This window comes from Streptomyces sp. JLYT201 (assembly GCF_059448825.1).
In genome coordinates, this window is sequence record NZ_CM182551.1 from 8,095,555 (window position 1) to 8,122,500 (window position 26,946).

At 72.7% G+C, this 26,946-nt stretch carries 20 protein-coding genes (1 of these 20 only partly in view); 10 read left to right on the plus strand and 10 right to left on the minus strand.

The annotated features are described in order from the left end of the window. Positions 1 to 187 precede the first annotated feature (187 nt). Positions 188 to 931 carry an IclR family transcriptional regulator gene (locus AC5WAM_RS34520; RefSeq protein WP_366795015.1) on the minus strand — a complete coding sequence of 248 codons (744 nt, stop codon included), beginning with the start codon at positions 929 to 931 and terminating at the stop codon, positions 188 to 190. Positions 932 to 1,713: 782 nt separating this feature from the next. Between AC5WAM_RS34520 and AC5WAM_RS34525 the strand changes: the two genes are divergently transcribed. Beyond that, entirely contained in the window at positions 1,714 to 2,070 is a 357-nt protein-coding gene (locus tag AC5WAM_RS34525) for a bifunctional 3-phenylpropionate/cinnamic acid dioxygenase ferredoxin subunit (protein WP_495519901.1), read from the plus strand. After that, positions 2,067 to 3,383 (plus strand): NAD(P)/FAD-dependent oxidoreductase, encoded by a 1,317-nt coding sequence (locus tag AC5WAM_RS34530; protein WP_495519902.1) that lies wholly within the window; start codon positions 2,067 to 2,069, stop codon positions 3,381 to 3,383. The genes AC5WAM_RS34525 and AC5WAM_RS34530 overlap by 4 nt, the downstream gene beginning before the upstream one ends. Positions 3,384 to 3,513: 130 nt before the next feature. On the opposite strand, the gene AC5WAM_RS34535 is transcribed toward AC5WAM_RS34530, so the two are convergent. Next, positions 3,514 to 4,179, minus strand: a complete 666-nt coding sequence (locus tag AC5WAM_RS34535) for a hypothetical protein (protein ID WP_495523706.1) — start codon at positions 4,177 to 4,179, stop codon at positions 3,514 to 3,516. A 646-nt stretch (positions 4,180 to 4,825) separates the two neighbouring features. Here AC5WAM_RS34535 and AC5WAM_RS34540 point away from each other — a divergent pair. The 5 genes from AC5WAM_RS34540 to AC5WAM_RS34560 are packed head-to-tail and all read left to right on the plus strand — an operon-like array spanning position 4,826 to position 13,059. Continuing rightward, the gene (locus AC5WAM_RS34540; RefSeq protein ID WP_495519903.1) at positions 4,826 to 7,840 is read left to right on the plus strand and encodes a sensor histidine kinase; all 3,015 of its coding nucleotides are present in this window, start codon (positions 4,826 to 4,828) and stop codon (positions 7,838 to 7,840) included. After that, positions 7,837 to 8,277: a roadblock/LC7 domain-containing protein gene (locus AC5WAM_RS34545; protein WP_138958487.1), complete on the plus strand. Its 441-nt coding sequence runs from the start codon at positions 7,837 to 7,839 to the stop codon at positions 8,275 to 8,277. The genes AC5WAM_RS34540 and AC5WAM_RS34545 overlap by 4 nt, the downstream gene beginning before the upstream one ends. A gap of 9 nt (positions 8,278 to 8,286) precedes the next feature. Further along, positions 8,287 to 8,694, plus strand: coding sequence for a DUF742 domain-containing protein (locus AC5WAM_RS34550; RefSeq protein ID WP_138958486.1), 408 nt, complete (start codon positions 8,287 to 8,289; stop codon positions 8,692 to 8,694). A gap of 25 nt (positions 8,695 to 8,719) precedes the next feature. Next, positions 8,720 to 12,436: a hydantoinase B/oxoprolinase family protein gene (locus AC5WAM_RS34555; protein WP_495519904.1), complete on the plus strand. Its 3,717-nt coding sequence runs from the start codon at positions 8,720 to 8,722 to the stop codon at positions 12,434 to 12,436. A 17-nt stretch (positions 12,437 to 12,453) separates the two neighbouring features. Next, on the plus strand, positions 12,454 to 13,059 hold the full coding sequence (locus tag AC5WAM_RS34560) for a GTP-binding protein (protein ID WP_366795002.1): 606 nt from the start codon (positions 12,454 to 12,456) through the stop codon (positions 13,057 to 13,059). Between the two features lie 267 nt (positions 13,060 to 13,326). On the opposite strand, the gene glpK is transcribed toward AC5WAM_RS34560, so the two are convergent. The 5 genes from glpK to AC5WAM_RS34585 all read right to left on the minus strand — a co-directional run bounded on the left by glpK (position 13,327) and on the right by AC5WAM_RS34585 (position 18,658). Next, positions 13,327 to 14,862 (minus strand): glycerol kinase GlpK, encoded by a 1,536-nt coding sequence (glpK, locus tag AC5WAM_RS34565; RefSeq protein WP_495519905.1) that lies wholly within the window; start codon positions 14,860 to 14,862, stop codon positions 13,327 to 13,329. A gap of 76 nt (positions 14,863 to 14,938) precedes the next feature. After that, complete coding sequence (locus tag AC5WAM_RS34570; RefSeq protein WP_495519906.1) at positions 14,939 to 15,691, minus strand: MIP/aquaporin family protein; 753 nt, start codon at positions 15,689 to 15,691, stop codon at positions 14,939 to 14,941. A 466-nt stretch (positions 15,692 to 16,157) separates the two neighbouring features. Next, the gene (locus AC5WAM_RS34575; protein ID WP_495519907.1) at positions 16,158 to 17,348 is read right to left on the minus strand and encodes a lipid-transfer protein; all 1,191 of its coding nucleotides are present in this window, start codon (positions 17,346 to 17,348) and stop codon (positions 16,158 to 16,160) included. After that, positions 17,345 to 17,770 carry a Zn-ribbon domain-containing OB-fold protein gene (locus tag AC5WAM_RS34580; RefSeq protein ID WP_495523707.1) on the minus strand — a complete coding sequence of 142 codons (426 nt, stop codon included), beginning with the start codon at positions 17,768 to 17,770 and terminating at the stop codon, positions 17,345 to 17,347. Before AC5WAM_RS34580 ends, AC5WAM_RS34575 begins: the two co-directional genes overlap by 4 nt. An 84-nt stretch (positions 17,771 to 17,854) precedes the next feature. Next, positions 17,855 to 18,658, minus strand: coding sequence for a M15 family metallopeptidase (locus tag AC5WAM_RS34585; RefSeq protein ID WP_366795006.1), 804 nt, complete (start codon positions 18,656 to 18,658; stop codon positions 17,855 to 17,857). A gap of 71 nt (positions 18,659 to 18,729) precedes the next feature. Between AC5WAM_RS34585 and AC5WAM_RS34590 the strand changes: the two genes are divergently transcribed. After that, on the plus strand, positions 18,730 to 19,263 hold the full coding sequence (locus tag AC5WAM_RS34590) for an NUDIX domain-containing protein (protein WP_366795007.1): 534 nt from the start codon (positions 18,730 to 18,732) through the stop codon (positions 19,261 to 19,263). Positions 19,264 to 19,306: 43 nt separating this feature from the next. Here AC5WAM_RS34590 and AC5WAM_RS34595 read toward each other — a convergent pair whose 3' ends face one another. After that, entirely contained in the window at positions 19,307 to 21,697 is a 2,391-nt protein-coding gene (locus AC5WAM_RS34595; protein WP_495519908.1) for a glycoside hydrolase family 31 protein, read from the minus strand. Between the two features lie 214 nt (positions 21,698 to 21,911). On the opposite strand from AC5WAM_RS34595, the gene AC5WAM_RS34600 reads away from it, so the two are divergent. Continuing rightward, positions 21,912 to 23,894 (plus strand): acetoacetate--CoA ligase, encoded by a 1,983-nt coding sequence (locus tag AC5WAM_RS34600; protein WP_495519909.1) that lies wholly within the window; start codon positions 21,912 to 21,914, stop codon positions 23,892 to 23,894. A 76-nt stretch (positions 23,895 to 23,970) separates the two neighbouring features. After that, entirely contained in the window at positions 23,971 to 24,861 is an 891-nt protein-coding gene (locus tag AC5WAM_RS34605) for a DUF8829 domain-containing protein (protein WP_366795010.1), read from the plus strand. Positions 24,862 to 24,958: 97 nt separating this feature from the next. Here the strand turns inward: AC5WAM_RS34605 and ptsP are convergent, their stop codons facing one another. Together ptsP and AC5WAM_RS34615 are read right to left on the minus strand one after the other, a co-directional pair. Then, positions 24,959 to 26,629 carry a phosphoenolpyruvate--protein phosphotransferase gene (gene ptsP, locus AC5WAM_RS34610; RefSeq protein WP_366795011.1) on the minus strand — a complete coding sequence of 557 codons (1,671 nt, stop codon included), beginning with the start codon at positions 26,627 to 26,629 and terminating at the stop codon, positions 24,959 to 24,961. 80 nt (positions 26,630 to 26,709) lie between these two features. Further along, positions 26,710 to 26,946, minus strand: partial view of a PTS sugar transporter subunit IIA gene (locus tag AC5WAM_RS34615; protein ID WP_138958474.1) — the 3' portion only. 213 nt of this gene lie beyond the right edge of the window; the window shows 237 of its 450 coding nt (coding positions 214–450); the start codon falls outside the window, past its right edge; the stop codon is at positions 26,710 to 26,712.

A 26,946-nucleotide genomic window follows, 5' to 3' on the forward strand; every position in this document is an offset into this window, starting at 1 on the left:
GGGGCGCGGTGTGGCGCGAGGCCTGACGGAGGGGTGGCCGGGGGTTGGCTGGTCTCCGGGTGGAGGGTGGCTGCGGGGCTGGCCGGACTCCGGGCGGAGAGCGGCTGCGGAGCTGGCAGGCCTTCCGGTGGAGGGTGGTGGTCGGCCTCCGGGTGGTGTCGCGGCGGTGTCCCGTCCCGGCCTGGAGTCAGAGGCCGTAGCCCATGCGGCGGGACAGGTCCGTGGCCGCCGCGACCGTGCGCTTGGCCAGTTCGGTGAGGCGGTCCTCGGTCAGCCGGTACACCGGCCCGGACGCGCTGAGCGCCCCGATCACCTTGCCGTCGTGCGCCCGCACCGGCGCGGCGACCGCGGCGAGCCCCACCTCGAACTCCTCCACGGCCGTCGCGAAGCCCTGCTCGACGACGGTCTCCAACTCGCCGCGCAGCGCCACCGTGCCGGTCACGGTGTGGTCGGTGAGCCGTGGCAGCGTACGGGCGACCAGGCCCTCGCGCAGCGTCGTCGTCAGATGGGCGAGCAGCACCTTCCCGCTGGAGGTGGCGTGCAGCGGGGTACGGCGGCCGAGCCAGTTCTGCGCGGTCACGGACGCGGGGCCGCGGGCCTGCATGATGTTGACCGCGGCGTCGTCGTCGAGGACCGCGATGTTGACCGTCTCGCCCAACTCGTCCGCCAGCGCGCGGCAGACGGGGGCGCCCTCCTGGGAGATGTCCATGCGCACGGCCGCGGCGCCCGCGAGGCGCAACACGCCCGCGCCGAGGAAGTACTTGCCGCGGTCCTTGGCCTGACCGACGAGGCCCCGGTTCTCCAGGACCCCGAGCAACCGGAACGCCGTCGACTTGTGCACGCCCAGCTCGTCGGCGATCTCGGTGACTCCGGCCTCGCCGTGCCGGGCGAGGATCTCCAGGACGCTCACGGCCCGGTCCACGGACTGCACCGAGCCCGCGGCCGCCCCGGACTGCCGTGCCCGGGATCTGCCCGCCCCCGGCTGATCCCGGTGCGGCTCTCCGGTCTGGTCAGGGCTTTTCGGCGTGCGCGTCATATCTCAACTCTCACTACTCGGCGGCGGTTGACGCCGCTTCTCGGGGAAGCCCTTGACTCCGTGGGCGTCCCACCGGATTCTGTTGCGCATAGCACTACGCGGTGCGTCATATGAAACTTCATGTTACCGAAGAGTCCCCAGTCGAAACGGGGCCGGACAAGGCTGGGGCCCTCCTGACAGGGCTGGGCGTGGAGCTGGGGTCGGAGCCGAGGCCGTGGCTGCCGCTGCGGCCGTGCTCCGGGCGGGAGTTGGCCTCGGGCCCCGTCTGCGCCGGACCTGGCGAGGGCCCGGCACCTTGACCGGGCTCGACGCGAACCTCCTGGCCCGGCCGGACCCCTCCTGACCCTCTGCCGCCGGCCGAGTCCGGAACCCGCGCCCGGCCGGGGCCTGCACCTCCGAGCCAGTGACCGAAGCGCGAACCCTCTGGCCCGAACTTCTGGGCCTGGCCAAGGCCTTGGCCCCAGCCGGGATGCGAAGCCCTACCCCCTTCCGGCACCCCGGGGCCCCATCTCCTTCCGGGAACCCGGTGCCCATCCCCTTCCGGGAACCGGAGGTCCCACCGGACCCGACGAGTCCCACCAGGCCCGACGAACCGAGCCAAGCACCGACCCGGCCCGACCGCCCCGCTTCGAGCCGAGCCTTCCACCACATCCGACCGAGAGATCCAGAGGGACGCCATGATTCCCGTCTGCCGCCTCGACGAGCTCCCCGCGGGCGAATCCGTCCGTCTCGACACCACCCCGCCCATCGCGGTGTTCAACGCCGACGGCGTGCTGTACGCCATCGACGACACCTGTAGCCACCAGGACGCCTCCCTCGCGGCGGGCTGGCTGGAGGGCTGCCTGGTCGAATGCCCCCTGCACGCCGCCTCGTTCGACCTCAGGACGGGTCAGCCGACTTGTCTGCCCGCCCGCCGCCCCGTGCGCACCCACCGCGTGAGCGTCGTGGACGGCATGGTCCACGTCCACGTGACGGGCGCCCCTTCGGTCCCGGCCGAGGCGGGCGCGGCGACGGGGGAGGGCTCCGCCGCATGAGGACGGTCATCGTCGTAGGTGCCTCCCTCGCTGGCCTCTACGCGGTCCGCGAGCTGCGCGCCCAGGGCTTCGACGGCCGCCTCGTCGTCATCGGTGCGGAGCCCCACGCACCCTACGACCGCCCGCCCTTGTCCAAGACCTTCCTCACAGGCCCCATGCCCGGCACCCGCATCGCCGGCGGGCTGGGCCCCGGCACCGCCGTCGAGCCCGGCCTCGCCCTGGCCGACGCCGAGGAACTCGCGGAACTGGGCGCCGAGTGGCTCCTCGGCGTCCCCGCGAGCGGGCTCGACACGGGCAGCCGTACGGTGCTGCTCGCCGACGGTCGCGCGGTCGTCGGCGACGGCGTCGTCATCGCCACCGGCGCGCGGGCCCGGTCCCTCGCGGGCCCGCCCCTCACCGGGGTCCACACCCTGCGCACCCTCGACGACGCCCGCTCCCTGCGCACCGCGCTGACCCGCGGCCCTCGCCGGGTCGTGGTGATCGGCGGCGGTTTCATCGGCGCGGAGACGGCGTCCTCGTGCGTGACGCTCGGCCACGACGTCACCGTCGTGGAGGCCGCCCCGCTGCCGCTGGTCCCCCAACTGGGCGCCGACATGGCCGCGTTCTGCGCCGACCTGCACCGACGGGGCGGCGCCCGACTGCTCACCGGCACCGGTGTGGCGGGCCTGCGCCCCGCGCTGCGCACGGCCTCCGAGTCCGGCCCCGGAGCCCGGGTCGCCGCGGTGGAACTCGCCGACGGCCGTCTGCTCCCCGCCGACGTGGTGGTCGTCGGCATCGGCGCCCAGCCCAACACCGCGTGGCTGGAGGGCACACCGCTCGACGGCGGCGCCGGGCACCTGCGCGGCGGAGTCCCGTGCGACGAGGGCTGCGTGACCGCGCTGCCGCAGGTCGTGGCTGTGGGTGACGTCGCCTGCGTCGGCGGCGTTGGCAGAGCCGGAGCCGGAGCCGGAGCCGGAGCCGGAGCCGGTGGCGCTGCCCGCTGCGGTGGTGTCCGCGCCGAGCACTGGACGAACGCCACGGAGCAACCTCGCGTAGCCGTACGCAACTTGCTCGCCGCCCGCACCGTGGAGACCGTGAACTCCCTCCCGTACTTCTGGTCGGACCAGTACGGCTCCCGCATCCAGTTCGCGGGCCATCGCTCCACCTCGGCCACGGTCCGGGTGTGGGAGGGCGGTCCCGCACCGGACGACGGTGGCTTCCTGGCGGTGTACGAGGACGAGGGGCGCCCGACGGCCGTCCTGGCCGTGGATCGCCCGCGCGCGTTCATGCGGGCCCGCAGAGAGCTACGGGCCGGGCACGTGGCCGTAGTGTGACGGTGCTGCGCACGGCCCGGGGTGCGTGACACCCGCCGCCCGGCAGCGCGTGGGTTGGGCCCCGCAGCCCGTGGCCGTCAGCCGGTCGCCAGTAGTCGACGATGCGCGAGAAGCGGGACGCGGCGCGCCGTCAGGAGTGTGACAGCTGTCGCCCCGCGCCCCGCCCCCGTATGCCTTCCTTGGTGCGGGCGGCCGCGCGGGCCGCACGGCGGGCCCTGCGCCGCTCGCGCCGGAGCTGCCGTGCCGTGCTGTTGGGTGCCGACACCACGCCGTTGCGCTGGCTCCACACCTGGCGGGTCACCCAGACGTCGAGGACGCCCCAGGTGGCCACGACCGTGCTGGCGACGCTGCTGAGCACCATGGGGAAGGCCAGCCAGGACCCGGCCATCGCGCAGAAGAACGCCGTCATCGCCTGGATGAGGGTCAGCGCCACGATGATCACGGCCCGCACGGCGGCGGTGCGCACCGGGTCCGGCAGGCGCGGCCGGGTCGCGGGTTCCTCGACCCACAGGGGCCGCCGCGCGTCATAGGTGTCGTGTCCCACGTAGGTGTCGTATCCCAAGTGGTCGCCTCCCGTTGGCGTGGCGGCGGCATCGACTCTCCGCTGCCCGGCTTGCCCCAGGGCAGCGCGCCCAGGTGCCGCCCGAGGGTCGGCGCTCGGCCTCTCCGAGCTCCGGGGCTCGGCACCTCCTGCTCTTGCCTCGGCGTCGCGTTCGGCCCGGCGCAGCTCTCGTCTGCGGGCGCGCTCGGCCCGCCAGGGCTGCCCCGGCGCGGCCCGCTCGTCCACCTGTCGCACGGCCAACTGTGTCTCCAGCCCAGCCGATTCACCGCTCGCGTGCTTCTCGGATGCCTTGTCGCGCTCCGTCGTGCTCATCAACTCGTCACTCCCCCCGCTGCCTTGCGGCGCGACGCGTGTCGCACGCACGCCGTCCCGCGCCCCGCGGCCACCGAGAGTCTCTTGTCCGACCCTCTGGCTGCTGCCCGTTTTACGCTGCTTTACGCCGCCCGCCAAGCCGTACATCGCCGAATCAGTCCCGCGCCCCTCGTCATCCGGCCTCCGCGCGCCCCACTCAGTCGCCCCGCCCATCCATTCGACCTCGTGCTCACCTTCCGTACTGATCGACGAACGAGCCCCGCCGATGATTCCCGCTCCGCACGAGACGTCACCCGGAAGGGTGATCGGTTCCCGTTGGCGCACACTTCAGGCCAACTGGCCCTCGACGTAAGGGGGATGGTGGCGCGCGGGCCGCGCCGCAGGCGGGAGGCAATCTCCCGCAATGGGCGGACAACTCCCGACGTCCGTTTCGCGTCACGGCCGAAAAGCGTCCGGACGTGTCTTCGAGTTGCTCGTGTGTCAGTAGTAGGCTCACGCCGTTTGTTGACGCACATGCGTGCCCCTGGGCCATTCGCGCGGCTGCATGGGGCCCGATCTAGGGGAGGCCATGCGCTTTCGCGGGAAGTCGATCCGCCGGAAGATCGTGGCATTGCTGCTCGTGCCGCTCGTGTCCCTCACGGCGATCTGGGGCTTCGCCACGTTTGTGACCGGGCGTGAGGCCAACAAGCTGATCGACACCGCGTACATCATCGACGACTTGGCCAAACCCATCCAGGACACCGTCCAAGTCGTCCAGGAGGAGCGGCGTCAGACGCTCATCCACCTGGCGGACCCCCGGGCGTCGGACGCGCTCGCCGCGCTGCGCAGCAGCCGCGACGCCACGGACGAACTCATCGCCAAGGTCAGGTCCGCCGCCAAGGACTCCAAGTCCCGCGACGTCCTCGACGGCCACTCGGAGGAACGCCTGACGGCCGTCCTCGACGCCTTCGACGGCATCCAGGCCCTGCGCCGCACCGTCGGGGAAGGCACCATCAGCCGCGCCGAGGCGCTGAAGATGTACACGCGTGTGACCGATCCCTGCTACGGCTTCCTGACGACGCTCAACGCCCTGGACGACGTGAGCATCACCGCGCAGAGCCGCGCCCTCGTCGGCGTCGACCAGGCCCGTGAACTCCTCTCCCGCGAAGACGCCTTGATCGCCTCGGCGCTGGCCACGGGCACCGTCACGAAGGCGGAGGTCCGCCAGGTCACCGACTTGATGGCGCAGCGCTCACTGCTCCTCGCCAACAGCCTCGCGCAGCTCCCCGACGGCGAGCGCGCCCGCTACGAGCGCTACTGGAACGGTGCCGAGACCGCCCGCCTGCGTGCCGCCGAGAAGTCCTTCGTGGAGTCCGGCCCCGGCACCCCGCGCGCGGTCAATTCCTCCGACTGGAACCAGGAGGCGAACAAGGTCCTCCTCGGCCTCGCGGAGCGCAACGACGCGGCCATCGACCGGCTGCGCGACCGGGCCCGCCCCGAAGCCGTCAAGGTGATCGTGCAGCTGGCCGTCGCCGGCGTGGTCGGTCTGCTCGCCGTGGTCGTCTCCATCGTGCTCTCCGTGCGCATCGGCCGCGGCCTCATCCGCGACCTGCGCCGTCTGCGTCTGGAGGCCCACGAGGCGTCCGGCGTGCGCCTGCCCGGCCTGCTGCGGCGCCTCGCAGCGGGCGAACAGGTCGACGTGGAGACCGAGGCCCCCCGCCTCAGCTACGAGAAGGACGAGATCGGCCAGGTCGGCCAGGCCATGAACACCCTGCAGCGCGCCGCCGTGGAGGCCACCGTCAAACAGGCCGACCTGCGCCGCGGCGTCTCCGAGGTGTTCGTCAACCTCGCCCGCCGCAGCCAGGTCCTGCTGCACAAGCAGCTGACGCTCCTCGACACCATGGAGCGCAGGACCGAGGACACCGACGAACTGGCCGATCTGTTCCGCCTCGACCACCTCACCACCCGCATGCGGCGGCACGCCGAAGGACTCGTGATCCTCTCCGGTGCCGCGCCCTCCCGGCAGTGGCGCAAGCCCGTCCAGCTCATGGACGTCGTCCGCGCGGCCGTCGCCGAGGTCGAGGACTACGAACGCATCGAGGTACGCCGACTGCCCCGGATCGCCGTCACCGGACCCGCCGTCGCCGACCTCACCCATCTGCTCGCCGAACTCCTGGAGAACGCCACGGTGTTCTCGCCCCCGCACACCGCCGTGCAGGTCCTGGGGGAGCACGTGGCCAACGGCTTCACCCTGGAGATCCACGACCGGGGCCTCGGCATGACGTCCGAGGCCCTCCTCGACGCCAACCTCCGACTCGCCGAGACGCCCGAGTTCGAACTGTCCGACACCGACCGCCTCGGCCTCTTCGTCGTCAGCCGTCTGGCCCAGCGCCAGCGGGTCCGCGTCTCCTTGCAGCCCTCCCCGTACGGTGGCACGACCGCCGTCGTCTTCATCCCGGAGTCCCTGCTCACGGACGACGTACCCGACACCGGAGGCGTCGGATTCCGTCTCGACCGGCCGCAGCCCGCCGCGCCCGCGGGCGGCGAGCCCGCGGACGACCGTGCCTCGGCCCTCGCCCAGGTCCCCGTCCAGCTCCCCGGCCTGCCCGCGTCCATCCTGGACGGACCGGTCGAGCTGGAGGCGCCGGTCGGCATGGCGAGCCTGGAGGGCTTCCCGGCCTCCCTCGGCGAACTCGGTGACCTGGAGGATGCCGACAGCGAGCGCGGCGGCCTGTTCCGCCCCCGCCGCCGCGCCACCGACGTCCCCGGAGAGCAGCATCAGCAGGCGCGCGAACCGGTCCTCGACGAGCCCGCCCGGGCCACCGACCCCGTCGGCTACGACACCTCCGGCCGCGACGACCTCCTGGACAACGAGCGCCCCCCGGGGGCCACGGTTCCCCTGCCGCGCCGCAGCACGCCGAAGCTGGTCTCCTCGCACGGCCGCCGCGTCGGCCCGACCCGCACGCGCGACACGGACGCCCTGGACGCCGTCGGCACCGGAGACGACGTACGGTCCCGTCGCGAGGCCCCGGACGGGCGCCCCGGACGCGGTCCCGCCCGGGAGACCCGTCCGACCGACCGCGCGGGCCTCGAACTGCCGCGCCGCCCCCGCCCCGACGACGGCTGGCCCGACCTGACCCCGCCCCGCCCGGAGCGGAGCGAGCCCCGGGCGGACCCGCGTCCGCTGCCCCGGCGGCGTCCGGCGGACCCGCCGCGCAGCACCACCCGCACGGAGACAGCGCCCGGTGGGGACCGGGCGGCGAGGACGGACAGGGACGCCATGGACCGGGCCGCAGGCAGCACCGAGACGCCGCCCCGCACGGCGCCCCAGGACCCCGACAGGCCCGCCCTGGGCGGGCTGCCGCGCAGGGTCCGGCAGGCGAACCTCGCCCCGCAGCTCAAGGACGGCCCCGGCCGCCCCACGGAACGCGACACCACCGCCCCGGCCGCCGGGAGGCCGGACGAGCGCGACGCCGACGAGGTACGCAGCCGCATGGCCTCGCTCCAGCGCGGCTGGCAGCGCGGCCGCGAAGAGAACGCCGCGGGCGACAGCGCCCCTGACGGCACAGCACCAGGAACGACATCTGAGGGGGACGGTCGATGACCGCACCGAAGGCCGACGCACGCACCACCGCGACCGGGGCGGCGGGAGAGCTGAACTGGCTCCTCGACGACCTGGTGGAGCGTGTCGCCAGCATCCGCAAAGCGCTCGTCCTCTCCGGCGACGGCCTGCCGACGGGCGTGTCCAAGAACCTCACCCGGGAGGACAGCGAGCACCTCGCCGCCGTCGCGTCCGGCTTCCACAGCCTCGCCAAGGGCGTCGGGCGCCACTTCGAGGCGGGCAAGGTCAGACAGACCGTCGTCGAGCTCGACGACGCGTTCCTCTTCGTCACGGCCGCGGGCGACGGCAGCTGTCTCGCCGTCCTCGCGGACGCGGACTCCGACGTCGGCCTGGTGGCGTACGAGATGACGCTGCTGGTCAAGAGGGTGGGCGTGCACCTGGGTTCGGCGCCGCGCACCGACCTGCCCACGGGAGGGTAGTGGCAGGGCATGAGCGACGACGACGGTCAGGCCCCTCCCTCGACGCCTCGCTGGTTCGACGACGACGCCGGTCCGGTGGTGCGCCCGTACGCGATGACGCGCGGACGCACCACCAGCCCGGCCCAGCACCGCCTCGACCTGATCGCGGTCGTGGTCGCGGAGTCCCGCGCCGATGACACGGAAGCCGACCAGACGCTGTCACCGGAGCACGTGGACATCGTCGACCTGTGCCGCGACAGCCCTCAGTCCGTCGCGGAACTCGCCGCGGAACTCGACCTTCCGATCGGCGTGATCCGTGTCCTGATCGGCGACCTCGTCCACGACGAACTGGTGCACGTCACCCGCCCCGTACCCCCCGCCGAGCTGCCGGACGAGAGTATTCTGCGCGACGTGATCGACGGCCTCCGGGCGCTCTGAACAGCGCGAAAGCGGGGATTGAGACGTGACTGGCTGGCAGTTCTGGGTCGACAGGGGCGGCACGTTCACGGACGTCGTCGCGCGCCGTCCGGACGGCCGCCTCCTCACCCACAAGCTGTTGTCCGACAACCCCGCGCGCTACGCGGACGCGGCCGTCGCGGGCATCGCGCACATCCTCGCCGAAGCGGGTGCCCCGGAGCCGTCCGGCGCCCAGGAGACGCAGGCGGGCGACGGCCACGCGCCACACGCCCCCCTGCGCGCCGACCCGCGCTCCGTACCGATCGACGCCGTCCGGATGGGCACCACCGTCGCCACCAACGCCCTCCTGGAGCGCAAGGGAGAGCCCACGGCGCTCGTCATCACCCGGGGCTTCCGCGACGCCCTGCGCATCGCCTACCAGAACCGCCCGCAGATCTTCGCGCGCGAGATCGTCCTGCCCGAAGAGTTGTACGCGCGCGTGCTCGAAGTCGACGAGCGGGTGACCGCCGACGGCGAAGTGCTGCGCGCCCCCGACCTGGACGCGCTCGACGGACCGCTGCGGCAGGCCTACGACGACGGCATCCGCGCCGTCGCCGTCGTGTGCCTGCACAGCCATCTGTACCCCGCCCACGAGCAGGCCGTCGGCGAGCTCGCCCGCGCCGTCGGCTTCCCGCAGGTCTCGCTGTCCAGCGAGGTCAGCCCGCTGATGAAGCTCGTACCGCGCGGCGACACCGCCGTCGTCGACGCCTACCTCTCGCCCGTCCTGCGCCGGTACGTCGAGCACGTCGCCCACGAACTCCGGGGCGTGCGGCTGATGTTCATGCAGTCCAACGGCGGACTCGCGGAAGCCGGGCAGTTCCGCGGCAAGGACGCCATCCTCTCCGGGCCCGCGGGCGGCATCGTGGGCATGGCCCGCATGTCGCGGCTCGCCGGGTTCGACCGCGTCATCGGCTTCGACATGGGCGGCACGTCGACGGACGTGTCGCACTACGCGGGGGAGTACGAACGCGTCTTCACCACGCAGATCGCGGGCGTGCGGCTGCGCGCCCCCATGCTCGACATCCACACCGTGGCCGCGGGCGGCGGCTCCGTGCTGCACTTCGACGGCAGCCGCTACCGCGTGGGCCCCGACTCGGCGGGCGCCGCCCCCGGCCCCGCCTGCTACCGCGGCGGCGGCCCCCTGACCCTCACCGACGCCAACGTCGCGCTCGGCCGCATCCAGGCGGCCCACTTCCCTCAGGTGTTCGGCCCCGAAGGCGACCAGCCGCTGGACGAGGAGCGCGTCCGCGAGCGGTTCGCCGCGCTGGCACGCGAGATCACCGGGAGCACGGGTGACGACCGCACGCCGGAACAGGTCGCCGAGGGCTATCTCCAGATCGCCGTCGCCAACATCGCGGCCGCGGTCAAGCGCATCTCGGTCCAGAAGGGCCACGACGTCACCCGATACGCCCTGACGACGTTCGGCGGCGCGGGCGGGCAGCACGCGTGCATGGTCGCCGACTCGCTCGGCATCCGCACCGTCCTCGTGCCTCCCATGGCGGGCGTGCTCTCCGCCCTCGGCATCGGCCTCGCCGACACCACGGCGATGCGCGAGCAGTCCGTCGAGGCGCCCCTGGAGGCCACGGCGATGCGCCACGTCCTGAAGACGGCCGACGACCTGGAGGAGGCCGCCCGCGCCGAGCTGCGCGCGGAGGACGTGCCCGCCGACCGCGTCCGCGTCACGCGCCGCGCGCACCTGCGCTACGACGGCACCGACACCACGCTCGCCGTGGAGCTCACCGAGCCGGAGGCGATGCGCCGCACCTTCGAAGAACGCCATCGCGCGCACTACTCCTTCGCCCTGGACCGCCCCGTCGTCGTCGAAGCCCTCTCCGTGGAGGCCACGGGCCTCACCGACCCCCCGGACCTCTCCGGGCTCGGCGGCGCCACCCCACCCGGCGCCACGGCCCCCGCGTGCCCCGTACGCCTGCACACGGGCGGAGCCTGGCGTGACGTCCCCCTGCACCGCCGCGAGGAACTGCCGCCCGGCCGGACCGTCACAGGCCCCGCGATCATCACCGAGGCCGGCGCCACCACGGTCGTCGACGACGGGTGGCGGGCCGCGACGACCGAGGACGGGCACCTGGTCATGGAACGGGCGACGGCGCCCGCGGGTTCCCGCGCGAGCACGGAGGCCGACCCCGTCCTCCTCGAAGTCTTCAACAACCTCTTCATGTCGATCGCCGAACAGATGGGCGCCCGCCTGGAGTCCACGGCTCAGTCGGTCAACATCAAGGAGAGGCTCGACTTCTCCTGCGCCCTGTTCGACCCGGACGGCAACCTCGTCGCCAACGCCCCGCACATCCCCGTGCACTTGGGCTCCATGGGGACCAGCGTCAAGGAGGTCATCCGCCGCCGAGGCACCGCTATGCGCCCCGGCGACACGTACGCGGTGAACGACCCGTACCACGGAGGCACTCACCTCCCCGACGTCACCGTCATCACCCCGGTCTTCGATACCCCGGGCGAGCGGATCCTCTTCTACGTGGCCTCGCGCGGCCACCACGCCGAGATCGGCGGCATCGCGCCCGGCTCCATGCCCGCGCACAGCCGCACCATCGACGAGGAAGGCATCCTCTTCGACAACTGGCTCCTGGTCGAAGGCGGCCGCTTCCGCGAGGACGAGACCTCGCGCCTGCTCACCGAGACCCGCTACCCCTCCCGCAACCCGGCCATGAACCTCGCCGACCTGCGCGCCCAGATCGCCGCCAACCAGAAGGGCGTCGACGAAGTCGCCCGCATGATCGACACCTTCGGGCTCGACGTCGTCCAGGCGTACATGCGGCACGTCCAGGACAACGCCGAGGACTCCGTGCGCCGCGTTATCGATGCCCTAGAAGAGGGTGAGTTCGCTTACGAGACCGACTCGGGCGCCCTCATCAAGGTCCGTGTCACCGTGGACCGCGAACAGCGCGAGGCGACGATCGACTTCACCGGTACGTCACCCCAGCTGACGACCAACTTCAACGCGCCGTTCGCCGTGGTCAACGCCGCAGTCCTGTACGTCTTCCGCACCCTGGTGGCCGACGACATCCCCCTCAACGACGGCTGTCTGCGCCCCTTGCGCATCATCGTTCCGCCCGGCACGTTCCTGTCGCCGGAGCCGCCCGCGGCCGTCGTCGCGGGCAACGTGGAGACCTCACAGGCCCTCACCGGCGCCCTGTACGCGGCGCTCGGCGTCCAGGCCGAGGGCTCCGGCACCATGAACAACGTCACCTTCGGCAACGACCGCCACCAGTACTACGAGACCGTGGCCTCCGGGTCCGGCGCGGGCGACGGCTTCCCCGGGGCGCCCGTCGTACAGACCCACATGACCAACTCGCGCCTCACCGACCCCGAGGTCCTGGAGTGGCGGCTGCCCGTCCTGCTCGACGAGTTCGCCGTACGGCGCGGCAGCGGCGGAGACGGCCGCTGGCGCGGCGGAGACGGCGCCGTACGCCGCATCCGCTTCCGGGAGCCCATGACGGTCTCCACGCTGTCCCAGCACCGCAGGGTGGCGCCGTACGGCATGGCGGGCGGCGCGCCCGGAGCCCTGGGATCGGGCCGCGTCGAGCGCGCCGACGGCACCGTCGTACGGCTCGACGGCAGCGACACGGCGGACGCGGGCCCCGGTGACGTCCTCGTGATCGAGACACCCGGAGGCGGCGGGTACGGACCGCCACCCGCGCCGGCCCGCCCGGCGCCCTCCACCCCGACTGAAGCACGCGACACCACTGATGACTGATGCAGGAGAAGAGAGCAATGATCTTCAAGCGTTCTGAGCGCGGTACGGCCCCCGTGGAGCCGGTCACGCTGAAGATCCTGGTGGCGGGCGGCTTCGGCGTGGGCAAGACGACGCTCGTCGGCGCCGTCAGCGAGATCAAGCCGCTGCGCACGGAGGAGACGCTCAGCGAGGCCGGGCGCCCCGTGGACGACGTCAACGGCGTCCCGGGCAAGCACACCACCACCGTGGCCATGGACTTCGGCCGGATCACGCTCCGCGAGGACCTCGTCCTGTACCTCTTCGGCACCCCCGGCCAGGACCGCTTCTGGTTCCTGTGGGACGAGCTGGCGACCGGCGCGCTCGGCGCCGTGGTGCTCGCCGACACCCGCCGCCTGGAGGACTGCTTCGCCGCCGTCGACTACTTCGAACGCCGCTCCATACCCTTCGTCGTCGGAGTCAACTGCTTCGAGGGAGCGTCCCGTTACCCGGCCGAGGAGGTGCGCCAGGCGCTCGACCTCGACCCGGGCACCCCCGTGGTGCTGTGCGACGCGCGCGAGAAGGAGTCCGTCAAGGAGGTCCTGATCGACGTGGTGGAGCACGCGATGGCGGTCGGCGCCGCGGCCCGCGAGCCCGTCGCCACCTGAGCCCGGCGAGAGCCCGAGCCCCCGAGAGATCCTGAAGCCCGGCGAGAGCCCTGACGGCCGACAGGAGCCCGTGGCCCGACGACCCCGTGGCCCGACGACCCCGTGGCCCGACGACCCTGCCGCCCGACGAGCCCCGCCACCCGCGCGCCGCGAGCGGCCCGCACCCTCGCCGACCGGGGTACGAGCCGCCGCCACGCACGCGCGCGTGAGCCTCGATGGCCCCCTACGCGCGCGTGCCCGCCGCCGTTCCCTCGGCGCGCGGGGGTCTCAGCTCCCGGCGTTGCCGTCCGTGCCGTCGTCGTGCCAGCCGAAGCTGCGCTCCACGGCCTTGCGCCAGTTGTGGTACTCGCGGTCGCGCGTCTGAGCCTCCATCCGCGGCGTCCACTCGGCGTCGCGCTGCCAGTGGGCCTTCAGCTCGTCCAGGTCGTGCCACACGCCCGTCGCGAGCCCCGCGGCGTACGCGGCCCCCAGACACGTCGTCTCGGCGATCTGAGGACGGATCACGGGCACGCCCAGCACGTCCGCCTGGTGCTGCATCAGCAGGTTGTTCTTGGTCATGCCGCCGTCCACCTTCAAGGTGGTGATCCGCACCCCGGAGTCCTGGTACATCGCGTCGACGACCTCGCGGGTCTGCCAGCTCGTCGCCTCCAGGACCGCGCGCGCCAGATGCGCCTTGGTCACGTACCTGGTCAGGCCCGTGATGACGCCGCGCGCGTCGGAGCGCCAGTACGGGGCGAACAGACCGGAGAAGGCGGGCACGACGTACGCGCCGCCGTTGTCCTCCACGCTCGCCGCCAGCGGCTCGATCTCGTCGGCCGTACGGATGATGCCGAGCTGGTCCCGGAACCACTGCACGAGCGCCCCGGTGATCGCGATGGACCCCTCCAGACAGTAGACGGGCGCCTCGCCGCCGATCTTGTACCCCATCGTGGTGAGCAGCCCGCTCTTGGACGGCACGGGCCTGTTCCCGGTGTTGAGGAGCAGGAAACTCCCCGTCCCGTACGTGTTCTTGGCCGTGCCGGTGTCGTAGCAGGCCTGCCCGAAGACGGCCGCCTGCTGGTCGCCCAGGGCGGAGGCCACGGGCACCCCCGCCAGCTGCCCCACGGCCGTCCCGTACACCTCGGCGGACGACCTGATCTCCGGCAGGACCGCCTCCGGCACGTTCATGGCGGCGAGGATCGAGGAGTCCCACTGGAGCGTTTCCAGGTTCATCAGCATCGTGCGCCCGGCGTTGGTGACGTCCGTGACGTGGACGCCGCCGTCGGTGCCGCCGGTGAGGTTCCAGATGAGCCAGGTGTCGATCGTGCCGAAGGCGATGTCGCCCCGCTCGGCACGCGCGCGCAGCCCCGGCACGTTGTCCAGCAGCCAGGCCGCCTTGGGCCCGGAGAAGTAGCTCGCCAGCGGCAGGCCGGTCTGCTCGCGGAAGCGGTCCTGGCCGTCGGTGCCGCCCAGCTCGTGGCAGAGCGCCGACGTGCGGGTGTCCTGCCAGACGATGGCGTTGTGCACCGGCTTGCCCGTGGCGCGGTCCCACAGGACCGTCGTCTCCCGCTGGTTGGTGATGCCGAGGGCGCTGAGCTGGTCGGCGCGCAGCCCGGCCTTGGCGATCGCGCCCGCCACCACGGCCTGCACCTTGGACCAGATCTCGGTGGCGTCGTGCTCCACCCAGCCGGGCTTGGGGAAGATCTGGCGGTGTTCGCGCTGGTCCACGGCGACGATCGCGCCGTCCTGGTTGAAGATGATGCAGCGGCTCGAGGTGGTGCCCTGGTCGATCGCGGCGACGAATTTCTCGGAGCTGTCCGTCATGGCTCCTCCTTGTCGGAAGCTGCTCGGGGCGCGTGGGAGGCCGCCCGGGAGCGCTGGAGGTCTCCCGGGCGGCCGCTCAGAAGGCTGCGTTGTAGATGACGCCCGCGAGGGCGCCGCCGATCAGCGGACCGGCCACCGGAATCCAGGCGTAGCTCCAGTCGGACGTGCCCTTGTGGGGGATCGGCAGGAACTGGTGCACGATGCGCGGGCCGAGGTCACGGGCCGGGTTGATGGCGTAGCCGGTGGGCCCGCCGAGCGAGAGGCCGATGCCGACGACGAGGAAGGCGACGATCAGCGTCTGTGTGCCCGACTCACCGAGGCCCTTGGTGAGCCCGAAGGCGAGGATGGGAAGGACCAGTCCGACCGTCGCGATGACCTCGGTGATCAGGTTGGCGACCGGGTTCCGGATCTCCGGGATGGTGGAGAAGATGCCGAGCGTCGGCGTGGGCCCTCCGCCCGCCCGCTCGTCCTTGCCGCCCGTCGGCACGTTGGCGTTGAACTGCGCGAAGTACGTGAGGTACGCGAGGACCGCGCCGAGCATCGCGCCGACCATCTGCCCGGCGAGATAGATCCAGACCTTGCCCCACTTGTCGGTGTCGATGGCGATGCCGATCGTCACGGCGGGGTTGAGGTGGCCGCCGGACAGCGGCCCGGCGGTGTAGGCCCCCGCCAGGACGCCGAAGCCCCATCCGAAGGCGATGACGACCCACCCGGAGGCCTTGGCCTTCGAGTGGTTGAGGGTGACGGCGGCGCATACGCCGGCGCCGAAGAGAATCAGAATCGCGGTGCCGATGACCTCACCGACGAAGATGTCCCCGTTCGAGTACATGGCGGCTCCTAGTCCCTCGCCCGGGGCGACGAGCCCCGGTCCTCCGTGCAGGGTGCGCTTCCCACGACTACAGCCCGCTCACGCACAGCGGCATCCGCTGTGGCAGGGGACTCCCGCGCCCCGGAGACGAGCGTGCCGTCACAGTCGCATCGCCCATGGGGGGATGACCCGTTGAACAGGCCCTTTCTGTGCAGAGCCTGGGAGCACACGGGCCCTGAGCGGCACGGAGCCGAAGAATGGCGATGCCGACTGACACCGGGAAGTGTTCACCGCCCGTGATGGAGCGTCAAGGTCGCCGACACCACCGGTTAACCGGTGCACATTCTTCCGCGCCCGGTCGCCTGTGCGGCGCGGCGGAGCAGCCCCGTGCCGCATGGCGGAACGGCTCCTCGCCACCCGGTAGGCCCGTCCCGCGAAGCCGTGCGGCACGGCCCCGCGCCGCCCGGCGCAGCACGGTCCGCAGGGCTCAGCGCACCGCGATCACCGAGGAGCCGTGCCCGAAGAGCCCTTGGTTCGCGGTCAGTCCCACCCGCGCTCCGGTCACCTGACGGCCCCCGGCCTGGCCCCTCAACTGCCAGGTCAGTTCGCAGACTTGGGCGATCGCCTGCGCCGGAACGGCCTCTCCGAAGGAGGCGAGTCCGCCACTGGTGTTCACCGGTATGCGCCCGCCGGGGCGCGTCGCTCCCTCGCGCAGCAGCTTGGCCCCCTCGCCCTCGCCGCACAGCCCCAGGTCCTCGTACCACTGGAGCTCCAGGGCGGTCGACAGGTCGTACACCTCTGCCAGGGAGAGGTCGTCCGGGCCGATGCCCGCCTCCTCGTAGGCGGCGTGTGCGACGGAGGCCCGGAACGTCCGCTCGGCGGGCGGTACGGCGACGGCCGAGTCGGTGGCGATGTCGGGGAGGTCCAGGACCGTGTTCGGATACGTCGGCGTGACCGTGGACACCGCGCGGATGCGCACCGGGTCGGGCGCGCCGTGCCGCCGGGCGAACTCCATCGTGGACAGCACCAGGGCCGCCGCCCCGTCGGACGTCGCGCAGATGTCGAGCAGCCGCAAAGGATCCGCCACGACGGCGGAGGCGGCGACTTCGTCGGCGGTGACGGCCGTGCGGTAGCGGGCGTGCGGGTTCAGCGCTCCCAGGGCCGCGTTCTTCACCTTGACCTGCGCGAAGTCCTCCAGCGTGTCGCCGTGCACGGCCATGCGGCGGCGGGCGTACAGGGCGAAGTATGCCGGGTTCGTCGCTCCGAGGACACGGAAGCGCAGCCAGTCAGGGTCGTCCGGCCGGTCGCCGCCCGCGGGCCGGAAGAACCCCTTGGGGGCGGCGTCCGCGCCGACGACGAGCACGACGTCCGCGAGCCCCGCGAGCAGTTGCGCGCGGGCCGTGGCGATGGCCTGGGCCCCGGAGGCGCACGCCGCGTACACGCTCGTCACGCGCGCGCCCTGCCAGCCGAGCGCCTTGGCGAAGGTCGCCCCCGCCACGTACCCCGGATAGCCGCCGCGCACCGTGTCTGCGCCGACGACCGACCCCACGTCCCGCCAGTCGACGCCCGCGTCCGCCAGGGCCGCGCGGGCCGCCACTGTGCCGTACGTGACGAAGCCGCGCCCCCACTTGCCCCAGGGGTGCATGCCCGCGCCGAGGACCGCCACCTCGCCCGTCACGCCTTCACCCCCACCGGACTCCAGTGCCACGTGGTCCAGGCCGTCTCCGCGTCCTCGTGGAGCACGCCGGGCACGACCTCGACCTCCACCCCGACCTCCAGGTCGGCGACGGTCACGCCGGGAGCCCCCTGACCGAGCACGACCATGCGCTCGGCTTCGAGCTCCACAGCGATCAACGTGTAGGGCCGCCAGGGAAGTTCCGGATCGGAGAGGTACGGCTCCGGCGGGCGGTAGCGCCCGTCGGTGTACGACCACACCCGCCCGCGCCGCGACAGTGCCACCTCGACCAGCTCGTCGCCCGTGCACCCCGGATTGCGGCAGAAGCCGTCCTCGCGGGGGAAGTGGACCGCGGCGCACCGCGCGCACCGCGTCCCCAGGAGTCGGAAGGAATCCCCTTCCCCGGCGAACCACTGCGCCACCACAGGCGCTCGCTTCGGCGACATGAGCCCTCCAGGAACACCGATCTGACGGGACGTCAGAAGTGTGACATGGAGGCCCCTGTCACGTCAGTGGGGCAGCGAACGACGCGACACCGGGAAGTCGAAGTACGTGTCCGGGAAGAGCTCCGGCTTGTACGTGAAGTGCCACCATTCCTCGGGCAGGTTGACGAAGCCCGTCTTGGTCAGCGCGCTCCGCAGCAGATCCCGGTGCGCGCGCTGCTCGCCGGTGACGCGCGGGTCGTCCGTGTGGGACAGCGTGTCGAAACAGTCGTAGCCTGTTCCCATGTCGAGGGAGTTGTCCGGAAACCGCTCGCTCCGGGGTGCGTAGCACGGCTTCAGGGGCTCCCCGGGGACATACGGCCGGGTGGGCAGCGCGGGAAGCCGCACCACCGTCAGATCGACCGTCGAGCCCCGGCTGTGCCCGGACTTCTTCGCGATGTAGCCGTCCTCGAAGAGCCGTGACTTGTCGACCCGGGGGTAGAACTCCGCCTTCATCCGCTCGTCGCCCAGGTCCTCGGCCCAGCGCACGAAGTGGTCGACGGCTCGCTGCGGCCGGTAGCAGTCGTACACCTTGAGGGAGTAGCCCTTCCGGAGGAGTGCGCGCTGGGCCGTGCGGAGGGCCTTGGCGGCCGGTTCGGTGAGGATGCACATCGGCTGCCGATAGCCGTCGACCCGTCGGCCCACGAAGTTGTGCGGCGTGAAGTAGCGCATCTCCTGGATGATCGTCGGGTCGACGTCCCGCAACGCAACGAAGCCCTCCGGGGCTTGCGGTTCGGTGAGTGCCTCGGCGGGCGCGGGCGCGGCCGCCACCGCGAAAAGGGCGACGGCGGCAAGGGCGAGTCTCCGTAGAGCGGGAGCGAATGTCGTCATGCCCGTGCGTCTATCAGCATCTCTGTACTCCACGGAAGACCGACGCCCGGAGATCGGCTACAGTCCGCCGCGTGTCCCCATCCCAACACCCCACCAACTCCGCGCCGGACGCCTACTGCTCGAGCTGCGGCGCGCGCTACGGAGACCACGTCACCGGCTGGCCCCGCACCTGCGCCGACTGCGAGACGGTGGTCTACCGCAACCCGCTGCCCGTGGCCGTCGCCCTCCAGCCGGTGTACGACACGAAGGGCACCTCCCTGGTCGTCGTGACCCGTTCCATCGCCCCCGCGCGCGGGGGCTCCGCGCTGCCCGGCGGCTACGTGGACCACCGGGAGGACTGGCGCCACGCCGTCGCCCGGGAACTCAAGGAAGAGACCGGCATCGGCGCCGCGAGCCGCGACGTACGCATCGTGGAGGTCCTCAGCTCCCCGGACGGCCATCTGCTCCTCTTCGGCCTGCTCCCGGAGCGCCCCGCGGCCGACCTGCCCCAGTCCACCCCCACGGACGAGACCGAGGGCTGGGAGCTCCTCTACCGCCCCACCGAACTCGCCTTCCCGCTGCACACGTCCGTGGTGCGGGCCTGGTTCGAAGGGCGCTACATCTGAGCCCCGGAGCACGCGACAGCGGCCCCTGGACGCCACGCGTCCCCTAAGAGGCGCCGTGCGTCCCCCGGGGCGTCACGAGCCCCCGGATCCGCACCGGGTGCTCCACCGGGTACCCGCCGCCCTTCTCGCCCTCCCGCTCGACGAGCAACTCGTCCCCGCTCCAGCGCACCCCGTAGCGCTGGAGCTCCGGCTCGTCCCACCCGTCTCCGGGGTCCGCTATCATCAGGCCCCCGCCGGTACGCCCCTTGGCCGGAGCCCAGACCTCCAGGGCGAGCCGCCCGTCCTCGCCCCGCACGGGCAGGACCGCCCCGGCCCGCGCGAGCACCGGGACGCGGGACAGCGGCGCCTCCAGGACCGCCTTGCCGGGCCCCTCGTACGCCGCCCCGGTCGCCGTGTCGTACCACCGCCCCGGAGGCAGCCGTACGGCCCGCCGCGTGACCCCCTCCGACAGCACCGGCGCCACGAGCAGCCCGTCGCCGAGCAGGAACGCGTCCTCGCAGTCCCGTAGCGCCCTGTCCTCGGGAGCGACCCACCACAGAGGGCGCACGTACGGTGCCCCCGTACGCCGCGCCAACTGCGCCAGCGTGACGAAGTACGGCAGCAGCCGACGCCGCTCCACGAGCGCCGCGCGCGCGTGCTCCAGCACCTCGGGGCCGAACTCCCAGGGCTCCCTGCGACCGGCCCGCAACGCCGCATGCGTACGGAACAGCGGCAGATACGCGCCGAGCTGGAACCACCGCAAGAACAGCTCGGGGGAGGGGCTGCCGTCGAAGCCGCCCACGTCAGGCCCCGAATAGGGCACCCCGCACAGCCCGAGCCCCAGCACCAGCGCGAGCGAGGCCCGCAACCCCGCCCAGGTGGAGGCCACGTCGCCCGACCACGTCCCTCCGTAGCGCTGCATTCCCGCCCACCCGGAGCGCGAGAACAAGAACGGCCGCTCCGTAGGCCGCAGTTCGCGCATCGCCTCGTACCCCGCCCGGGCCATGCCCAGGGCGTACACGTTGTGCGCCTCCCGGTGGTCACCGCCGCGCCCCTCCAGCGCGTGCCGCGCCGAACGGGGCAGCGTCGTCTCCCCGAAGGCCGCGAACGACACCGGCTCGTTCATGTCGTGCCAGAAGCCCGAGAAGCCCTGTGCGAGCCGCTCGTCGTACAGGCCGCCCCACCACTTGCGCACCCGTCCCGCCGTGAAGTCAGGGAACACCGAGTCCCCGGGCCACACAAGGCCCCGCACGACCCGCCCCGCCGCGTCGCGGACGAACGCGTCCGCCGCCGTCCCGCTGTCGTACACGGCGTTGCCCGGCGCGGCCTTCACCGCCGGGTCCACGATCGACACCAGACGGACCCTGCCGCGGCGCAGCTCCCCGGCCAGCTGGGGCAGCGCCGGGAAACGCTCCTTGTCGACCGTGAACACCTGGTGCGCGTCGAGGTGGTCGATGTCCAAGTGGACGGCGTCCAGCGGCAGCCCGCGCTCCTGATACCCCGCCACGACCCGCCGCACCTCACGCTCGCTGCCGAAGCCCCACCGCGCGTGGTGGTGGCCCAGCGCCCACGCGGGCGGCACCGCGGGCGCGCCCGTCAGCGACGCCCAGGAGTGCAGCACGCGCGCGGGAGTCCCCACCATCACCCAGCAGCGCAGCGGCCCTCCGTCCATCCGCACCTCGCACGACCCCGGCCGGTCGTGACCGGAACCGGCACCCTCCAGGCCCTCGCGCAGCCGCACCTCGCCGTCCCAGCTGTTGTCGTGGAACACCAGATGCGTGCCCACGTCGGCGACCACCAGCTGCACCGGCATCGTGATGTACAGAGGATCGTCACCGGGCTCGAACGAACCGCCCGGATCGGTGTTCCACAAGCGGTACGTGCCATTCCGCAGCCGGGGCCCCGCAGCCCTCCCGCCGAGCCCGAAGAACCGCGCGTCCGCCGCCACCTCCGACCGCTGCACCCAGCGAGCCGTCCCCCCGTCCACCGGCTCCCACCAGCGCGGCGGCAGATCCCGCCGCAGCACCACACCACCGGGCGTCCGCAGCTCCACCGCGCCGTGGCGCGAGACGACCACCGTCGCCCGCTCCGACACCACCCGCCAGCCGCCCTCCTTGTCGGGCTCCAGAACCGCCCTGGGGTCCGCCTCCGGACTGCCCCCCACCAGCGCGTACGACGGTGACGGCTCGGCCCCGTCCCAGCCCCAGAACACGGCCCCGCCCGCCGCCACCCGCACCCGCAGCTCGGACCGCGCGAACCGCACCACACCACCGCCGGGCCCCGGCTCCACCATCGTCACGGGCCCCGGCGTCCGGGCCCGCTCGGCACCCCGGGGGGCAAGACCGGCCGCGTCGGCCCGCCGCCGACGCCATGCGGAGCGCACCTCGCGCACCCTGCGGGCCGGGTCGGACATGCCGACCGCCTTCACCGAACGCACCAGGTCACGACCGTTCATGCTGCTCACCCTGCCACCGAACGAGGAGTGGGTGCACCGCGTTCAACTGCCGTTCACTCAAGGGTCCGGCAGGCCGTCGCCCGGCCGCCTCCGGCGCGGCAGACCCTGGTGCGGAAGTCGATCACGTGGCATCGTCCTGTCAGCCGTGTCACGCGCACACCGAGCCCGTGCGCACGACAGCCGCCCACAACGCGTAGAGCCCAGGAGCAGCCGCATGTCCACAGCGAACCCCTCGCCGCTCTGGCAGCCGGACCAGGAGCGAATCGCCGGCGCCCGGATCACGCGCTTCCAGGCCTGGGCGGCCGAACACCACGGAGCTCCCGCCACCGGCGGCTACGCGGCCCTGCACCGCTGGTCCGTGGACGAGCTCGACACCTTCTGGAAGGCCGTCACCGAGTGGTTCGACGTGCGCTTCACCACCCCCTACGCGCGCGTGCTCGGCGATCGCTCCATGCCCGGTGCCCAGTGGTTCCCGGGCGCCACCCTGAACTACGCCGAGCACGCCCTGCGCGCCGGCGAGGACCCCACGCGCGCGGACGCCCCCGCCCTCCTGTACGTCGACGAGACCCACGACCCGATCGCCGTCACCTGGTCCGAGCTGCGCCGCCAGGTGGGCTCCCTGGCCGCCGAGCTGCGTGCGCTCGGCGTCCGCCCCGGGGACCGCGTCAGCGGCTACGTGCCGAACATCCCGCAGGCCGTCGTCGCGCTCCTCGCCACCGCGGCCGTCGGAGCCGTCTGGACGTCCTGCGCGCCCGACTTCGGCGCCCGCAGCGTCCTCGACCGCTTCCAGCAGGTCGAACCAGTCGTCCTCTTCACGGTCGACGGCTACCGCTACGGCGGCAAGGAGCACGACCGCCGCGACACCGTCGCCGAGCTGCGCCGCGAACTGCCCACCCTCCGGGCGGTCGTCCACATCCCGCTCCTCGGCACCGAGGCGCCCGAAGGAGCCCTGGAGTGGTCCGCGCTCACCGCGGCGGACACGGCCCCCGTCTTCGAGCCCGTCCCCTTCGACCACCCCCTGTGGGTGCTCTACTCCTCCGGCACCACGGGCCTGCCCAAGGCCATCGTCCAGTCCCAGGGCGGCATCCTCGTCGAGCACCTCAAGCAGGTCGGCCTGCACTGCGACCTCGGGCCCGACGACCGGTTCTTCTGGTACACCTCGACCGGCTGGATGATGTGGAACTTCCTCGTCTCCGGCCTGCTCACGGGCACGACGATCGTCCTCTACGACGGCAGCCCCGGCCACCCGGACACCGGCGCCCAGTGGCGCGTCGCCGAACGCACCGGAGCCACGCTCTTCGGCACCTCGGCCGCCTACGTCATGGCCTGCCGCAAGGCCGACGTGCACCCCGCGCGCGACTTCGACCTCTCGCGCGTGCAGTGCGTCGCCACCACCGGCTCACCGCTGCCCCCCGACGGCTTCCGCTGGCTCCACGACGCCTTCGCCGAGGTGACGGGGCCGGTGTGGATCGCCTCCGTCAGCGGCGGCACCGACGTCTGCTCCTGCTTCGCCGGAGCCGTGCCCACGCTGCCCGTGCACATCGGCGAGCTCCAGGCCCCCTGCCTCGGCACCGACCTCCAGGCCTGGGACCCCCAAGGCAAGCCCCTCGTCGACGAGGTCGGCGAACTCGTCGTCACCAACCCCATGCCGTCGATGCCCATCCACTTCTGGAACGACCCGGACGGCAGCCGCTACCACGACAGCTACTTCGACACCTACCCCGGCGTCTGGCGCCACGGCGACTGGATCACCCTCACCGCACGCGGCTCGGTCGTCATCCACGGCCGCTCCGACTCCACGCTCAACCGCCAGGGCGTCCGCATGGGCTCGGCCGACATCTACGAAGCCGTCGAACGCCTCCCGGAGATCCGCGAATCCCTCGTCATCGGCGTCGAGCTGCCCGACGGCGGCTACTGGATGCCGCTGTTCATCCACCTCGCCCCCGGCGCCGTGCTCGACGACGCCCTGCGCGACCGCATCAAGACGACCATCCGCGCACAGCTCTCGCCCCGCCACGTCCCCGACGAGGTCATCGAAGTCCCCGCCGTCCCGCACACCCTCACCGGCAAGCGCATCGAAGTCCCGGTCAAGCGCCTCCTCCAGGGCACTCCGCTCGACAAGGCCGTCAACCCGGGCTCCGTGGACAACATCGAGCTGCTCCGCTTCTACGAGCAGCTGGCCCACGACCGCGCCTGACGCCCGCCCGGCGGCCGTTGTCAGTGCCTCCCATTACGTTGGGTGAGCACTGATCGACGGATCGCAGGGGGACATCATGGGGAACACCCAGCACCACACCATGCGTCGCGCGCTGCGCCGCGAAGTCGCCGGGACCATCGGCCTGCTGGCCGACGAGGACGACTTCGCGGCGATGCGCCGGTATCGCACCTTCACCTTCGACGACCACGTGACCTACCTCCAAGAAGTGGAGGGCCTGCTCAAATCCCTGGCCTCCCAGGGCAGGCTCACGAGCATCGCTCTCTTCGACCCGGAGGAGTACGAGGAGTTCTGCGCGGACACCGGCCTCGCCCCGGATGCCTCCGCGAGCCGCGCCCGCTTCGCCGCCGAACTGGCGACAGCGGGCCCCACCGTGCCGTACGAGGGCCAGGCGCTGGCCGACCTCGTCCCCGGCCTCGTCGACGAGACCGTCCGGCAGACGACGTGGGAGTACGCGACGATGCTCCTGGCCGGCATCGGCGCCTGCGCCGAGTGCGGCGTGGACATCGGCAGGTCCGCCTTCGCCCGGGCCTCCGACCTCCTGATGCGCGTGCTCGAGACGGCGGGTCCGGGCCCTCGCCACTTGGTGTGCAGCGTTCCGTGCGACGGCCAGACGCTCCTCGCCGCCCTGCACGCCGGACACGACCACGACGGGACCGCCCGCCTGGACGAGGCCGAAGCCCTGGAATTCACCACGGTCCTCGCGGTCGGCATCGCCACCCGCAGCGCGGGCGGCCTCGTCATGCGCACCAGCAGCGAGAGCGGCGACCGCGTCCAGGGCTGGCGCCTGGAGGGGGAGCGCCTGCGCCCGCTCACCGCCGCCGAGGTCTTCGACGCCTACTGCACCGACGCGCTCTCCGGCGACCTGATCGCCCCCGAGTCGGGCGTCGACTACAGCGCGGCACCCGACCTCGGTGACGACGAGCCAGGGACGGGACACCACCACTGAACGCCGAAGGGGCGCCCCACCCTGCGGTGGAGCGCCCCTTCGGAACAGCGGTCCTGCGACGGGCTTGCCGATCAGGCCGGCCCGTTCGTACGGATCGTCACTCGCCGGACAGCACGGCCTGCGCGGCCTTGCGCGCGTCCTCGGCGCTGTCCGCGGCCCGTGCCGCGGCCGCGGCACGCTCGCACTGGGCCAGCGTGTACTTGCCGAGCGTGGCCCGCACGTAAGGAATCGAAGCGGCACCCATGGACAGGGAGGTGACACCCAGACCCGTCAGCACACAGGCCAGCAGCGGATCCGACGCGGCCTCACCACAGACGCCACAGCTCTTGCCCTCGGCCTTCGCCGCCTCGGCGGACAGCGCGACCAGGTCGAGCAGCGCGGGCTGCCACGGGTCCTGGAGTCGGGACACCGCACCGACCTGACGGTCGGCGGCGAAGGTGTACTGCGCCAGGTCGTTCGTGCCCAGGGACAGGAACTCGACCTCCTGGAGGATCGAGCGCGCGCGCAGCGCGGCGGAGGGGATCTCCACCATCGCGCCGAACTTCGCCTGCAGCCCCGCCGCACGGCAGGCGTCGGCGAACGCCTTGGCGTCGGCACGGTCCGCGACCATCGGCGCCATGACCTCGAGGTAGACGGGCAGCCCCTCGGAGGCCTTGGCCAGCGCGGTCAGCTGCGTGCGCAGCACCTCGGGGTGGTCGAGCAGCGACCGCAGCCCGCGCACGCCCAGAGCCGGGTTCGGCTCGTCGGCGGGCGTGAGGAAGTCCAGCGGCTTGTCGGCGCCCGCGTCGAGGACACGCACGACGACACGCCCCTCGGGGAAGGCCTCCAACACCTGGCGGTACGCCTCGACCTGCTTCTCCTCGGTCGGAGCCTTGCTGCTGTCGTCGAGGAAGAGGAACTCCGTACGGAACAGACCGACGCCCTCGGCGCCCGCCTCGACCGCGGCGGGGACGTCGGCGGGGCCGCCGACGTTCGCCAGGAGGGGCACCTTGTGCCCGTCGGACGTCGCGCCCGGACCGGTCGACGCGGCGAGCGCGGCCTTGCGCTCGGCGGCAGCGGCCTCGAGCTCGGCGCGCTTCTCCGCGCTCGGGTCCACGAAGATCTCGCCGGTGCTGCCGTCCACGGCCACGACCGTGCCCTCGGCGAGCTCACCGGCGCCGGGCAGCGCCACGACGGCGGGAACGCCGAGCGCCCGCGCCAGGATCGCGCTGTGGCTGGTCGGGCCGCCCTCTTCGGTCACGAAGCCGAGCACGAGCGCCGGGTCGAGCAGCGCGGTGTCCGCCGGAGCGAGGTCACGGGCGATGAGGACGTACGGCTCGTCGCTGTCCGGGACGCCCGGCATCGGCACGCCGAGGAGCCGGGCGACGATGCGGTTGCGCACGTCGTCGAGGTCGGCGACGCGACCCGCCATGTACTCACCCGCGCCCGCGAGCAGCTCGCGGTAGTAGGAGAAGGCGTCGTAGACGCCGCGCTCCGCCGAGCTGCCCACCGTGATGCGCCGGTCCACGTCGGCCATCAGCTCGGGGTCCTGCGCGATCATCGCCTGCGCCTCGAGCACGGCCTGGGCCTCACCGCCGGCCAGGTTGCCGCGGGCCATCAGGTCGGCCGCGACAGCCTCGACGGCCTGACGGGCGCGCCCCTGTTCGCGCTCCGCCTCGTCCGCCGGAATCTGCTTGGCAGGCGGTTCGAGCACCGCCGTTCCCATGTGCCGAACCTCGCCGATGGCCACCCCGTGGCTTACGCCGACGCCTCGCAGCGTTGTCTCCATCTCACCGTCTCCGATAGTGCGGCGGGCCCAGCCGCCGCGGTGGTTGTACTGCCTGCCGTCGCACGCCGACGGCGCCGACGTCACTTCCAGCTGAAGAGAGCGTCGCCGGACTTCACGTCGCCGTCCTCGACGACGTCGGCCAGGGACTCGGCCGTCGCCTCGAGCGCTACGACGGGGCACACCGGAGACTTGCCTGCGGCCTCGACCGCCGCGGGGTTCCAGCGCACGACGGCCTGGCCGCGCTGTACGGTGTCACCCTTATTGACAAGAAGTTCAAAACCCTCGCCGTTGAGCTGAACGGTGTCGATGCCCAGGTG